This window comes from Xanthobacter sp. YC-JY1 (assembly GCF_021730305.1).
GTDB classification, from domain to species: domain Bacteria; phylum Pseudomonadota; class Alphaproteobacteria; order Rhizobiales; family Xanthobacteraceae; genus Xanthobacter; species Xanthobacter flavus.
Map to the genome: position 1 here is coordinate 2,495,535 of NZ_CP032674.1, position 12,968 is coordinate 2,508,502.

Annotated in this window: 16 protein-coding genes; 9 read left to right on the forward strand and 7 right to left on the reverse strand. The window is 66.5% G+C overall.

What is annotated here, in order from left to right:
* Positions 1–41: 41 nt before the first annotated feature.
* Positions 42–941: a LysR family transcriptional regulator gene (locus D7006_RS11615; protein ID WP_237356715.1), complete on the reverse strand. Its 900-nt coding sequence runs from the start codon at positions 939–941 to the stop codon at positions 42–44.
* A 97-nt stretch (positions 942–1,038) separates the two neighbouring features.
* On the opposite strand from D7006_RS11615, the gene D7006_RS11620 reads away from it, so the two are divergent.
* Positions 1,039–1,479 carry a CidA/LrgA family protein gene (locus tag D7006_RS11620; protein ID WP_237356716.1) on the forward strand — a complete coding sequence of 147 codons (441 nt, stop codon included), beginning with the start codon at positions 1,039–1,041 and terminating at the stop codon, positions 1,477–1,479.
* Positions 1,466–2,161: an LrgB family protein gene (locus D7006_RS11625; RefSeq protein WP_229644502.1), complete on the forward strand. Its 696-nt coding sequence runs from the start codon at positions 1,466–1,468 to the stop codon at positions 2,159–2,161. The genes D7006_RS11620 and D7006_RS11625 overlap by 14 nt, the downstream gene beginning before the upstream one ends.
* Here the strand turns inward: D7006_RS11625 and D7006_RS11630 are convergent.
* Positions 2,158–3,240 (reverse strand): COX15/CtaA family protein, encoded by a 1,083-nt coding sequence (locus D7006_RS11630; protein WP_237356717.1) that lies wholly within the window; start codon positions 3,238–3,240, stop codon positions 2,158–2,160. The two genes, D7006_RS11625 and D7006_RS11630, sit on opposite strands and share 4 nt — an antisense overlap.
* Positions 3,241–3,384: 144 nt before the next feature.
* Between D7006_RS11630 and D7006_RS11635 the strand changes: the two genes are divergently transcribed.
* Positions 3,385–3,597 carry a DUF2842 domain-containing protein gene (locus D7006_RS11635; protein ID WP_169120575.1) on the forward strand — a complete coding sequence of 71 codons (213 nt, stop codon included), beginning with the start codon at positions 3,385–3,387 and terminating at the stop codon, positions 3,595–3,597.
* A gap of 125 nt (positions 3,598–3,722) precedes the next feature.
* Here D7006_RS11635 and D7006_RS11640 read toward each other — a convergent pair whose 3' ends face one another.
* Together D7006_RS11640 and D7006_RS11645 are read right to left on the reverse strand one after the other, a co-directional pair.
* Positions 3,723–5,192, reverse strand: a complete 1,470-nt coding sequence (locus D7006_RS11640; protein ID WP_237356718.1) for a hypothetical protein — start codon at positions 5,190–5,192, stop codon at positions 3,723–3,725.
* An 83-nt stretch (positions 5,193–5,275) separates the two neighbouring features.
* The gene (locus tag D7006_RS11645) at positions 5,276–6,100 is read right to left on the reverse strand and encodes an enoyl-CoA hydratase (RefSeq protein ID WP_237356719.1); all 825 of its coding nucleotides are present in this window, start codon (positions 6,098–6,100) and stop codon (positions 5,276–5,278) included.
* Between the two features lie 99 nt (positions 6,101–6,199).
* Here D7006_RS11645 and D7006_RS11650 point away from each other — a divergent pair, with 99 nt between their 5' ends.
* The 3 genes from D7006_RS11650 (at position 6,200) to rpsI (ending at position 7,787) form a co-directional block, all read left to right on the forward strand.
* Positions 6,200–6,646: a PaaI family thioesterase gene (locus D7006_RS11650; protein WP_237356720.1), complete on the forward strand. Its 447-nt coding sequence runs from the start codon at positions 6,200–6,202 to the stop codon at positions 6,644–6,646.
* A 198-nt stretch (positions 6,647–6,844) separates the two neighbouring features.
* On the forward strand, positions 6,845–7,306 hold the full coding sequence (gene rplM / locus D7006_RS11655; RefSeq protein ID WP_168457757.1) for a 50S ribosomal protein L13: 462 nt from the start codon (positions 6,845–6,847) through the stop codon (positions 7,304–7,306).
* Position 7,307: 1 nt separating this feature from the next.
* Positions 7,308–7,787 carry a 30S ribosomal protein S9 gene (rpsI, locus tag D7006_RS11660; RefSeq protein WP_038193505.1) on the forward strand — a complete coding sequence of 160 codons (480 nt, stop codon included), beginning with the start codon at positions 7,308–7,310 and terminating at the stop codon, positions 7,785–7,787.
* Between the two features lie 82 nt (positions 7,788–7,869).
* Here rpsI and D7006_RS11665 read toward each other — a convergent pair whose 3' ends face one another.
* Together D7006_RS11665 and D7006_RS11670 are read right to left on the reverse strand one after the other, a co-directional pair.
* Positions 7,870–8,220, reverse strand: a complete 351-nt coding sequence (locus D7006_RS11665; protein WP_229644507.1) for a cupin domain-containing protein — start codon at positions 8,218–8,220, stop codon at positions 7,870–7,872.
* A 190-nt stretch (positions 8,221–8,410) separates the two neighbouring features.
* Positions 8,411–8,701, reverse strand: a complete 291-nt coding sequence (locus D7006_RS11670; protein ID WP_237356721.1) for a hypothetical protein — start codon at positions 8,699–8,701, stop codon at positions 8,411–8,413.
* A 218-nt stretch (positions 8,702–8,919) separates the two neighbouring features.
* Between D7006_RS11670 and D7006_RS11675 the strand changes: the two genes are divergently transcribed.
* The gene (locus D7006_RS11675; RefSeq protein WP_237356722.1) at positions 8,920–9,717 is read left to right on the forward strand and encodes a hypothetical protein; all 798 of its coding nucleotides are present in this window, start codon (positions 8,920–8,922) and stop codon (positions 9,715–9,717) included.
* 103 nt (positions 9,718–9,820) lie between these two features.
* Here D7006_RS11675 and D7006_RS11680 read toward each other — a convergent pair whose 3' ends face one another.
* Entirely contained in the window at positions 9,821–10,012 is a 192-nt protein-coding gene (locus tag D7006_RS11680; protein WP_237356723.1) for a hypothetical protein, read from the reverse strand.
* A gap of 244 nt (positions 10,013–10,256) precedes the next feature.
* On the opposite strand from D7006_RS11680, the gene D7006_RS11685 reads away from it, so the two are divergent.
* Together D7006_RS11685 and D7006_RS11690 are read left to right on the forward strand one after the other, a co-directional pair.
* Entirely contained in the window at positions 10,257–11,399 is a 1,143-nt protein-coding gene (locus tag D7006_RS11685; RefSeq protein ID WP_237356724.1) for an AI-2E family transporter, read from the forward strand.
* 72 nt (positions 11,400–11,471) lie between these two features.
* A complete protein-coding gene (locus D7006_RS11690; protein ID WP_237356725.1) occupies positions 11,472–12,959 on the forward strand; it encodes a sensor domain-containing diguanylate cyclase in 1,488 nt (495 codons plus the stop codon).
* Positions 12,960–12,968 lie beyond the last annotated feature (9 nt).

Here is a 12,968-nt window from a genome sequence, read left to right on the forward strand (position 1 = left end):
GCGGGCTCCTAGCCCGCGCGGTTTTCATGGGGCGATGACGTTCAACCGGACGGGCTTCCCCCGTCGCCATAGACTTCCCGCGTCAGCTCCAGCCAGGCGCGGGCGGCGTGGGAGAGATAGCTGCCCTTTCGCCAGACGATGGCCATGTGCCACTCGGTGCCCGGCTCGGCGAGTTCCGACAAGCGCACCGCCGGCGTCCGGCGCTGGTAGGCAATGGTCTTGGGCAGGAAGGCAACGCCGAGCCCCGCGCCCGCAATCTCTACGATGAAGTCGATCTGCCCGCTGCGCGCCGCCACCTGAGGCGAGAAGCCGTTGCGGGCGCAGGCGTCCTCCAGCACCTGGTTCAGCGCGAAACCGCCCTCGAACAGGATGAAGGGGAAGTCGGCGAGGTCGGCGATCGTCACCCGGTCCCGGCCCGCCAGGGGATGGCTCACCGGCAGAACCGCCATAAGCGGCTCGCAGCGCACGGCCTGTCCGTCGAACCCGTCCTTGGCGGGGAGCAGGGAGCCGGCCAGCTCCACCTCGCCCTCCAGCAGCATCTCCTCCAGCCGCTTCGAGCCATGCTCGGTGAGGCGGATCTCAATGCCCGGATAGCGGGAGCGGAAGACCGCGAACAAGGGCGCAAACAGCGTGCTCGCCCCGAGTGGCGGCAGCCCGAGGCGCAGGCTCCCACGCCTGAGGCCCCTGAGATCCTCCAACTCGGCGACGAGGCCCTCGCGCTCGGCCAGCAAGGTCAGAGCACGGCGGTAGACGATCTCGCCCGCGGCCGTGAGTTGGCTGCGATGGCCGATCCGATCGAGCAGCGGAACGCCGAGTTCGTCTTCCAGCTGCTTCACGGCCTTGGAGACCGTGGGCTGGGTGGCATTGAGGACCTTGGCGGCCGGCGAGAAGCCGCCCTGCCGCACCACCTCGACGAAAGCCCTGAGCGTACGAAGTTCCATATCATGCCTATATGGAATGGTCTTTATGCATTCAATTCATTTTTATAATGCTGCGATGCATACTATCTTACTGGCATCGGCACTGGAGGTGCCAGCCATGACCCAGAATCGCTCTGCCCTCAATCACTTGCTCCGTACCGCCCGCCTCGCGCTGCACCGCAGCATGCTGGTTCAGCTCGGCGTGCTCGCCGGCTTCTGGATGGCGGGAGAAGGCGTGGTGCGGCTGGTGAATCTGCCGGTGCCCGGCGGCATCGTCGGTATGGTCGTGGTGCTGGCCCTCCTGGCGAGCGGCTGGCTGCGTCCGGCCAGCGTGCGGCGCGGGGCGTCCTGGCTGCTGGCGGAAATGCTGCTGTTCTTCGTGCCCGCCGTCATGGCCGTGCTCGATCACAAGGAACTCATCGGCCTCGACGGCCTGAAGATCGCGGCGGTGATTCTGCTCGGCACGGTGACCGTCATGGGGGGCACCGCGCTCGCCGTCGATCTGTGCTGGCGCTGGACCCAGCGCCTGTCGCGGGAGGCGCGCCATGTGGATGCATAATCCCCTGGTCGCGACGCTGTTCTGGTCGACCGTTACCATCGGCTCCTATCTCGCCGCGCGGGCCATCGGCCGGCGCTGGCGGTTCTGGTGGACCTCGCCGCTTCTGCTGACGCCCATCGGCGTCGGTGCCGTGGCGCTCAGCCTGCACGCCGGATATGGCGAATACATCGCCGGCACCCGCTGGCTGCTGCTGATGATGGGGCCGGCTACGGTGGCCTTCGCCATTCCCATCTATGAGCAGCGCGCGCTCATCCGCCGCTATTGGCCGGTGCTGCTGGTCGGCGTCGCGGTGGGCAGCACCCTCGCCATGGGGACGGCGTTGGCCCTCGCGCATCTTCTGGGACTGAGCGATTCCATCGGCCTCAGCCTGATGCCGAGGTCGACCTCCACCCCCTTCGCGATGGCGGTTTCCAGCGACATCGGCGGCGTGCCGGACCTCACCGCCGTGTTCGTCATCCTCACCGGCATCTGCGGTGCGGCGTTGGGCGAGGTGGTGCTGAAGGTGATGCCGCTGCGCTCTTCGCTGGCCCGCGGCGCCCTGTTCGGCATGGGCGCCCACGGTGCCGGCGTTGCCCGGGCGCACCAGATCGGCGGGGAGGAAGGCTCCATCGCCGGTCTCGTGATGGTGCTGGCAGGCCTGTTCAACGTGATGATCGCGCCGCTCGTGGCGGCTCTGGTCTAGGCGGCCGCGGTCACGGCCTTGGCGGCGTCGGGCGCACCGAGGCCGCTCATATGCACCACGGCGAAGATCAGGACGATGGTCGCCCCGAACTGATGCGCCAGAGCGATGTCGATGGGCACCTGATGGATCAGCGTCAGGATGCCCAGCGTCGCCTGCGCCGTCACCAGAGCGAACAGGATCCACGCCCGCTTCGCCGCCCGCCCGCCGTCACGCATGCAATCGAGCGCGTGGACGAGCGCCAGCGCCCAGAGGGCGTAGGCCACCATGCGGTGATCGAACTGCACCGTCAGCGCATTCTCGAACAGGTTGCGCCAGAAGGGCGACATGGCGCCGAGTTGTTCGGCGGCGGGGATGAAGTGGCCGTCCATGAGCGGCCAGGTGTTGTAGGCCATGCCGGCGTCGAGCCCGGCCACCAGTCCGCCGGCGAAGATCTGCACCAGCACGAGAGCGACCAGCACGCGCGCCGTCAGCCGTACCCGGCCGTTCACCGCCTGCCGCCCCTCGCCGGCGAGCGATCGCGCAACGGCGACGATGGCGGCGAGGATCACGCAGGCGAGGGTGAGATGGACCGCAAGACGATACTGGCTGACGGAGACCCGCTCCGTAAGACCTGACGCCACCATCCACCAGCCGACGGCGCCCTGCAGCCCGCCGAGGGCGAACAGGCCGAGGCACTTGGCCAGCAGCGATCCGCGCAGCACGCCGCGGAAGGCGAAATAGAGGAAGGGCAGGAAGAAGGCGAAGCCGATGACCCGGCCGAGCAGCCGGTGACCCCATTCCCACCAATAGATGCGCTTGAACGCCTCCAGCCCCATGCCCTTGTTCAGGATCTCGTACTGGGGAATGGCCTTGTAGCGGTCGAACTCCGCCTGCCAGTCCCCCTGCGACATGGGGGGCAGGGCGCCGGTGACAGGCTTCCATTCGGTGATGGAGAGGCCGGATTCGGTGAGGCGCGTCGCGCCGCCCACGACGACCATGGCCACGATCAGCGCCGCGACGAAATAGAGCCAGAGGCGGACGGCCTTGATCACGGGGCGGGGACGGTCGGCGATCAGGGTAACGGCTTCGGCATGCGACATGTGATTCCGGCTCCGCGTGCGCGGTCTTGCTGCGTGGCCCCTCCGGATCGATCCGTTATAGAGAGCCTGTGTGCCGCGCAAGGGAGCGGGTGCCGCATGCCGTTTCGGCACGCAGGCCACCGCGCGGCGAGGGAGTGATCGCGAATGCCACAACGCCTGCGCAAGCTTGTCGGTACCGTCCTGATGCTGGTGCTGGTCGTGTTCTGGGCGCTGATGGCCATGGCGCTGGCGCAAGGCCGGGTGACCGAACTGCACTGGGCCCTGCAGACGGTGTGCTACGTGCTCCTCGGCAGCCTGTGGGTACTGCCGGCCGCGCTGATTATTCGCTGGATGGAACGGCCGGACAAAAAGGCCTGACAGCACATCATATTGGCCGGATATCCTCATTCTTCACACGAGCTGCGATCGATGCGTGATCGAGGCCAGAACGCAAAAAAGGCCCGGCTGGGGCCGGGCCTTTTCGGGCAATCGCCAAGGTGAGGTCAGGCGGCGCCGGCAAGCCGTTCCGGCAGCGGCGGCGGTTCGATTTTCTGGGGCTCCAGGGAGGGCACGGCGAGGTGATCCTCGCTCTCCGGCGCCTCTTCCTCGGCCCGGCCGGAGGCAAGGCAGAGCATCACCACCCGGCCGAATTTCTTGTCCGCGAGAGCGTCGAACGTTTCGACGGCGGCTGTCGGCGGGGCATCGTCGGCATTGAGGCAGACGACAAGCGGATCAAGCCCGGCGATGCGCCGGCCGCCACGGGCAGCCGACAGGCTGGGGGCGGCGACCACCACATAGTCATAAGTCCGCTTGAGGGCTTCCAGCACCAAAGCGAGCCGTTCGGCGCCCACCACGGCGGAGCCGGACAGCACGTCGCGGCCGGGCGGGATCACGTGGGCCCGCGAGCGGGCGTCGCGATGGATCGTCTCGCCGAAGCCTGCGACCCCGAACAGCAGCTCGCTCATCCCCGGCGCCCATGGGTCAGAAACGAGGGCCGCAAGGCTCTCGGCGCTGCCGTCCAATGCCACCAGTGCCACCCCGGCATCCTCGGACAGACGACGGGCAAGCGAGACCGCGCAGGTGGCGGAGGCCTCGGGCAAATCGTCGGAAGTGAGAAGAATCAGGCGCGCTTTGCCGCAAGGTGATGCCAGGTGCGCGGCCAGACGGTCGACCGCCGCATCGGCATCGAGACCGGCGCCTTCGGGGCCGCCGATCCAGGTGATGCGATGGCTGTCGTTCAGCTCGACTGGGAGAACGGCGCCATCCACCACGCCTTCCGCCTCGGCTGGCCGGTTGGCTGTGCGGCGCGCGATGATGAGCAGGGCGGCCGCGGCCGCGAGCAGCCCGAGGGCGAGCGGGCCGGGAGGCTCGGGGACGAACGAGGCCTGTCCGGCTTCGCCCCGGCGTGGTGTCGGCAACATGGAAGGTTCGTCCTGCCCCTCGCGCGTTGCGCGATCTAGGGAGAGGAAGGCGGAGACATAGGCGTCGGCCACCCGGACGGCGAGACGGGGTGTCGCGGCGGAGACGGTGAGGCGCAGCGCGCGCCCGCCCTGGGTCGGCGCGACTTCGAGATTTTCCATGAGCCGCCAGGCCGCAGCGACGCTATCAGATCGCCCTTCGGTTCCGGCGCGGGCAATGCCCAGCCATCCCGTCAGCCCGCCGGCGGCGATGCGGCGCACGTCGTCGTCCGGCAATTGGCGCACGGCGTCATAGGCCAGTTCCCGGGAGCCCAGCATCTGCGCCACGCCGCGCATGGCGCCGGCGGGCGGCTGGGTGCCGACCTCGAAGGCGAGAGTCGTGGTGGCGGAAAAGCGCAGCGGCAAGAAGCTGGCGAGTGCAATGAGCGCGAAGATGATCCACGCGGCCTGCCAGATGCCCGGCCGCCACGCCAGCCGCGCACGCCGAAGCCCGACATCGGGACCCGCCGTGTCGGCCTGCGTCATTCCAAGGTGCGTCGTCTCCAGCTGAGACATGCGCGGCCCTCCCGCGACTCGGACGCAAGACGCGCCAGTCTCACCCAGAGAGCCAGATCATGGTTTATGGAGTGTAAATGGGGCTACCTGTCTTCCCAAACGGCTGCACGCTTGGCGAGTACCGCCGAGATGCCTTCGTCCGCATCGCGGGCCAGCATGTTCTCCGCCATGACGCGGGAGGCGTAGGCGTAGGCATCGTCGAGGCCCATCTCGACCTGTGCGTAGAAGGCGGCCTTGCCGAGCTTCACCGGCACCTGTGACTTGTCGGCGATCTTGCGGGCGAGGGCCTGCGCGCTTCCCAGCGCCTCGCCGGCCGGCACGACGCGGTTGACGAGGCCCATGCGCAAAGCGTCGTCCGCCTCGGTCCAGTCGCCGAGCAGCAGCATTTCCATGGCGTGCTTGCGCGAGAGGTTGCGCGACAGCGCCACCATGGGCGTGTGGCAGAACAGGCCGATATTGACGCCGGGCGTGCAGAAGCGCGCCTTGTCTCCGGCGACGGCGAGGTCGCAGCTCGCCACCAGCTGGCAACCGGCAGCCGTGGCCATGCCCTCGATGGCGGCGATCACCGGCTGGGGCAGGCGGACGATAGCCGTCATCAGCGTGGCGCAGCGCTTCAGCACATCCTCGAAATAGGCGCGGCCGCGGTCCGGGTCGGCACGATGGGACTGGATTTCCTTCAGATCATGCCCGGCGGAATAGACCGGCCCCTCCGCCGCGAGCACCACGGCGCGGGCGGACGAATCTGCCGCCACCTCAGCCAGCGCCGCCGTGAGCGCCGCCATCATCGCCTCGGAAAGGGAATTGCGCTGGGCCGGACGCGACAGGGTGAGCGTCACCACGCCCGCATCATCTGAGCGGCTGACCGGGGCGGGGAGCGAAGCGTTCACGGCGGCGGCAGGTGCGGGCACGGTATTTCCCTTGGTGTTTCCGGATTTGACGTTCCGGCCGCTATCCTATTCACAAGCGGCGGCCGGTGCGAGCCGGGGCAGGGAAGGGGAACGGACAGGATGACTGCGGCGCGCGATGCGGTGATGACGGTGAAGGAGCTGGAAACCTTCCTCGCGGCCGAGTTCCCGCAGGCCTTCGGGCCGGGCCGCGCGCACCACGTGGAGCGCGTCGGCCTGAAGGCCGCGACGGTGCGCCTAGATGCCGACGAGAGCCATCTGCGGCCGGGCGGCACCATCTCCGGTCCCGCCATGATGGCGCTGGCGGATGTGGCGGTCTATGTCGCCCTGCTCGCGCAGATCGGGCCGGTGGCGCTGGCCGTGACGACGAACCTCTCCATCAACTTCCTGCGCAAGCCCGCGCCGGGTCCGCTCTTCGGTGATGCCCGTATCATCAAGCTGGGCAAGCGCCTCGCGGTGGGCGAGGTGGGCATTCGCGGGCCGGGGGACGACGAACTGGTGGCCCATTGCGTCGCGACCTATTCGATCCCCGACCGGCCGAAGGCCTGATGGCCGCCAAGGCAATGCGAAAACGCATGAATTTTAGTGGTGCTATCGCACCATTTTTATAAACGTCTGTTTTTACTATAGTTTTTGCGTCATCGGTGCGTTGACGTGCGGGCCATGCTCCTCTAGAAGCACGCCATCGTCGGACGCCGCTCGGTCCTCATGGGCTGGGCCGTCCGACTTCTCATTCGGAACGAACCCATGAAGACGTATTCGGCCAAACCCGCCGAAATCGAGAAGAAGTGGGTGGTGATCGACGCCAGCGGCCTCGTTGTCGGCCGTCTCGCGACCATCATCGCCATGCGCCTGAAGGGCAAGCACCTGCCCATCTACACCCCCCACGTGGATTGCGGCGACAATGTCGTCGTGGTCAACGCCGAGAAGGCGGTGTTCACGGGCCGCAAGAAGGACCAGAAGGTCTACTACCATCACACCGGCTATGCGGGCGGCATCAAGGAGCGCACCGCGAAGTTCATTCTCGAGGGCCGCTTCCCGGAGCGCGTCATCGAGAAGGCGGTGGAGCGCATGCTCGCCCGCGGCCCGCTCGGCCGCAAGATCATGGGCAACCTGCGCGTCTACAAGGGCCCTGCCCACCCGCACGAGGCCCAGCAGCCGGTCGCCCTCGACGTGGCGGCTCTCAACCGCAAGAACGTGAGGAACTGACATGGCCGAGGTTCTCCAGTCCCTCGACGCTCTCGGCGCAGCGACCGTCTCGGCCCAGCCCGAAGCCCCCGTGCATGTCCAGAAGCTGGACAAGTTCGGCCGCGCCTATGCCACCGGCAAGCGCAAGGACGCCGTGGCCCGCGTGTGGGTTCGCCCCGGCACCGGCAAGATCACCGTCAATGACCGGGACATCGAGGTGTATTTCGCCCGTCCCGTGCTGCGCCTGATGATCAACCAGCCGTTCCAGGTCGCCGCCCGCGAAGGCCAGTATGACGTGGTCGCCACCGTTTCCGGCGGTGGTCTGTCCGGCCAGGCCGGCGCCCTGCGTCACGGCCTCTCCAAGGCGCTCACCTATTACGAGCCCGAGCTGCGCAGCCCCCTCAAGAAGGGCGGCTTCCTGACCCGCGACAGCCGCGTCGTCGAGCGCAAGAAGTACGGTCGCGCCAAGGCCCGTCGTTCGTTCCAGTTCTCGAAGCGCTGATCGCTTCGGAACACGGTTCGAGGATTTTCGAGAGCGGCGGGGCCAGTCCCCGCCGCTTTCTTTTTGTCCTCATGGTCCGGCTTCAGTCGAACCATTCGTCGTCGGGGTCGAAGGCTGGGATGGGAATGTTCAGGATGCGCATGCGGCCGATGGCGCGGTGCCGGCATCCGGGCTTGATGAAGATGGATGTGAGCGGGGAGACCGGCACGCGCGCGCCATCGAGCTCCATCTCCCCTTCGCCTTCGAGGATCACGTAAATCTCGGTCATGTGCTTGTGGTAGTGCACCCGCGCATCCTCGGTGATGTCGGTGAGGTGCACGGTCGCCAGCTTGTTGTCGTCCGTCCCGAATGCGCGGCGCGCGAAGCCGCAGGGGCAGGGCACGGCAGGAATCTCGTCGAGACGCGAGATCATGTAGTTGGGCCCGGCGGTCATGGGCGGCCCCCTGAAGCACATGCCGTGCGGCTTACGTTGCCGCCGGAGGCTGCCGATGCAGCCTTCTGCCTCAGGAATACGTGGCGCCGTCCCTCGTCGTCAAACCCGGCGGCGGACGAGCCGCTCTGGCCGCGCAAACGGAAATGGCCGGGTTGAGGCCCGGCCATCGTCTCAAAAATCGCAGTCCGTGTCAGAAGCTCGGAGTGTCGCCATCCAGCGGGCTCCACTGACCATTGTTGGTCGGGTCGCCGGGAGGGCCGGAGCCGTAGCCGCCGGTCAGGTCGGGCGGGAACACGTAATCGTCGTTCCGATCGTCGCCGATCTTGACGTCGGGACGAATGGCAGGGCCGGGGCCGGGATCGAGATAGTTGCCCTGGGGGATGACAGGCAGCTGGATGACGCGAGGCGTCACCACGATGCGCTGCTGCGAGCTCTGGGCCACCGCCTGGACGCCGGCCATGGCGATGAGCGCGAGCAACATGCCGCCCGCCAGCCCATTCGTCCCCAAGCTCATCTCTGCCATTGCAGCGCCCCGCATCCCGCCGGACCCCAAAATCTCCCGGCTGCCGCCTTGAAGCATGTTCGAGGCGGCGTGTGAAGGGGCTCGAACTGGGCTTGTGGCGCGCAGGGTCCGGCACCCCTTCGCATTGGCGAACAGGAGGGGACTCGGCTAGCTTCGCCGTAATGGGAGAGGCGGTGATGCGGACGATCAATTCCCTCAAACGGACGGTCTTGGCTGGCAGCCTCGCGCTCGCGGCCGTCTTTTCCACGAGCCTTCTGTCGGCGCTGCCTGCGGCCGCTGTTCCGGCGCGGGTCATTCTCCTGCGGCACGGAGAGAAGGGCGGGCCGCTCCAGCTCTGCAGCGTCGGCCAGGAGCGCGCCCGCGCCTTGGTGGATTATTACCTCGGCAAGAACGCCAAGAAGTCGCTCCTGCAGCCCGGGCAAGCGCCGACCGCGATCCTCGGCCTCTCGCTGCACACGCTGGAAACCATCTATCCGGTTGCCGATTCGTGGCAGCAGCCGGTCATCTTCTATTCGGTGATGCCGGAAATGGTGGACGGCAAGCTCATCATCCGCCAGGACAAGCTCGCGGAGCGCAACCGGCAGGCTGTCCACGACGTGTTCACCAAGCCCGAATGGGCCGGCGGCACGCTCATCATGAACTGGGAGCATGACCATATCGCCCGCCGTCGCCTCGACATCGAGCTGACGCCGAAGCAGCGGGCGAAGATGCAGGAGAAGCATCCGGGCATGGTGATCCCGACCAAGGCGACCACTCTCTTCGACCTCATGGACCTCGCCGGCATCAAGGTGCCGGACAATTGGCCCGGCGACACCTACGACTATTTCTGGATCATCGATTTCGACCAGGAGAGCGAGCTGCCGTCCACCTTCACCATGATCAAGCAGGAGTTCGGCCCGCCCTATGAGAACCTGCCCCAGAACGATTGGGGCACGCCCGAGAACATTTCCGCGTCCGCCGGCTGCACCAGGTGAAGCCGGCGGATTGCACGCTCGCGCCCCGACAGGCTGTGTGAACCGCGACAGCCCTGTCGCCTTCGAGCCAAGCCGGGCGTCGGCTTGTCGTCGTCGGAAGGTCCTACTTCTTGACCTTCCGCAGCATCATCTCGATGGCAGTGACGGATTCCGACACGTTGAGCCAGTTCTCCGCCTGCTCGTCGTTCTTGAACTCCCGCCCGAGATTGATGGGTTCGTCGTGTCCTTCCACGTGAAGAAAACACGCCCACTTGCCGCTCGGCAGTTGCTCGACCGTGACCTTGTGGTCGGCCATGCTGTGTCCTCGCCTTATCCTTGTTGCTTCAGGGGCTACGGCCAAAACAGGCAGGCCGTGACCCGGACCGCACGATGCAATCGTCCTGCCATGCGGGAGCGGCCATCCGCCTGACCCCATGCCCTTCCGCGACACCCACGGGCAAATGCCGGCTGGATGCCGTTGCAAGCCTGGCGCATAAGGGGTTCTCTCAAGGTAGGTTGGAGTGGGTTCTGTGGCAGGGAGAGTCCATCCGGACGGGATCATGGAACGACCCCACGAGAGGCGTCAGGACCGGCCCCCGATCCGGGACGGCAGCGAAACGTTCGGCCCCGTACTTCAGCTGGCGCTGCGGTTCGGCACGCTGGCATTGCTGTTCGGCTGGTGCTTCACCATCGTCCAGCCGTTTCTGACCTCCATTCTCTGGGGGCTCATCATTGCCATCGCCTCCCACCCGCTGTTCATCCGCCTGTGCGCGGCGCTCAACGGACGGACGGCGACGGCGGCGACGCTTTTCGTCGTTCTGGCGCTGACATTGCTGGTGCTGCCGGCCATGCTGCTGGCCGATACCCTCGTCAACAGCCTGAAGCTTCTGGCTCACCACATGGCCGACGGCACGCTACGCCTGCCGCCCCCGCCGGCTACCGTCCGCGGCTGGTTCCTGGTAGGGGAACCGCTCTACAGCTTCTGGATGCTCGCCTCGACCAACCTTGACCAGGCGATCAGCTCGGTCGCGTCCGAGCTAACATGGGCCGGCAAGTGGATGCTGGGGTCGGCGACCGGCGTGCTGCTCGGGATACTCGAATTCGTCGTCGCCATCTTCGTGGCTGCGGTCCTGATGGCCAATGCGACCAGCGGCCAGCGCATCGCCGGCGATGTGGTTACCCGCCTCGCCGGCTCGGGAGGGCTGGGCTACGCCGACCTCGCGGTGCGCACCATCCGCAGCGTCAGCAAGGGCATCATCGGCGTCGCGCTGATCCAGTCGCTTCTGGCGGGGCTGGGATTCCTCGCCGCGGACATTCCGGCCGCCGGCCTGCTGGCCCTGCTCTGCCTCATCATTGCCATCGTGCAGCTGCCGCTGGCTATCGTCCTGGTGCCGGTGGCGATCTATGCCTTCACCCTGCTTGATCCGATTCCCGCGGTGATCTTCGCCGTGTGGTGCGCCGGCGTCTCGCTGATCGAGCACGTTTTGCGTCCCATCATGCTCGGGCGGGGCGTGGACGTGCCCATGCTGGTGGTCTTCATCGGCGCGATCGGCGGGCTTCTGTCCTCCGGGGTGCTGGGCCTGTTCGTCGGCCCGGTGGTGCTGGCGCTGGGCTACACGCTCATCTTGCACTGGCTGGAGGCTGAACCGGTCCGGATCGCCGATGTGGAAGAGAGCCGCGCCGACCGGCCCGCTGCTGAATAGAAATTGCAAAATTTCGATTCTGGTTAATAACGTGGCGGGTTTGGTGGATTAGCGAAGACCCAAGTAAGGCCGATGGACAAGGTTCTCAAACACCTCTCCTCTGGCCGTCTGCTCCGGTTTGTCACGAGTGCGCTGATCCTCGCCATTGTGGGGATGCAGTCCGTCGCCTTGTGGCGCTCCTATCAGGAAACCTGGCACGACGGCGAGCGCTATACCGCGAACACAATCTCTGTGCTCGCGGGATCGATAAAACGTGACTTCCTTCTTGTCGAATCCAGCCTGACAGGTCTGGCCGAGGCGCTGCGGGAGCCCACTTTGATGAAGCTTCCTGCGACGCTTCGTCAGCGTGTTCTGTTCCGCCGTGCGGGGGATGCTCATGACTTCGGCGTCATGCTTGTGCTGGATGCGCAGGGTAATGTCGTCTTCGACGATGCTGAAGATGACCTGAGTGCAATCAATTTCGCCGATCGAGACTATTTCCGCGTTCAAAAGGTAAGCCCGAACGCCGGCGTTTATGTCAGTCGGCCGTTTGTATCCCGGCTTGCGAGCGCTGAACCCGCTATCGCGATCAGCGAAAGGCTGAATGCGCCGGACGGATCATTCGCAGGGGTCGTGGTCGCCACCATTCGCCTAATCTATTTCCAACAGCTGTTCGAGCGGGTGAAGTTGCCGCCCGGCGGGATTATCCGCCTGACCCGGACCGATGGCACCGTCATCCTGCGATATCCCTCCACGGATGGGCGAGGCAATGTTGGTGACAGCATTCCGCCTGATCCGAGCCCTCCGCAGAGGGCGGGTGCCGCCGATGATTGGTGGGTGGAAACGTCCCGGCTCGATGGCGAACGCCGTTTCCTACGGACCGCCTATATCGAGGGGTTCCAGTTGGCGGTGACGGTGGGTCTTTCTGCGCGCAGGCAATTCCGAGGATGGTATTTCCGTGCCGCCGTCACCCTTGCGCTCACCCTCACCGTGTCGCTCCTGCTCGCAATGACGGTCTCGGCGCTCGCCACCTCCCTGCGCCGCAGTCGGGAGATGGAGCGCCAGCTGGAGCGCATGGCGATCACCGATTCACTCACCGGCCTGCCCAACCGGCGGGCGCTCGACCTGACGCTGGACGTGGAAATGCAGCGTTCCCGGCGGGAGCGGCGTGAGCTGGCGGTGCTGATGATCGACATCGATCACTTCAAGCGGGTGAACGACACGCATGGCCACACGGTGGGAGACGCCGTGCTCGCCGAGGTGGCCCACCGGGTCCAGCGCGCGGCATGCCGGCCGGGGGATTTCGTCTGCCGCTATGGCGGGGAGGAATTTGTCGTCGTCTTGCCGGAGACGCCGGCGGCAGGTGCGGAACTGGTGGGCGAGCGCATTCGGGCGGGCGTCGCCGCGACCGCCGTCATGACCCATGGTTTGGCCATCGAAATCACGGTCAGCGTCGGCATCGCCGTCCAGAGGGCGGACGATGGGCCGGGCGAGTTGGTCGCGCGCAGCGACAAAGCCCTCTATACGGCGAAGCGGGCCGGGCGAAACCGCGTAGCGCGGCTCGAGACGTTCGCCGCCTGAGGTCCGTCT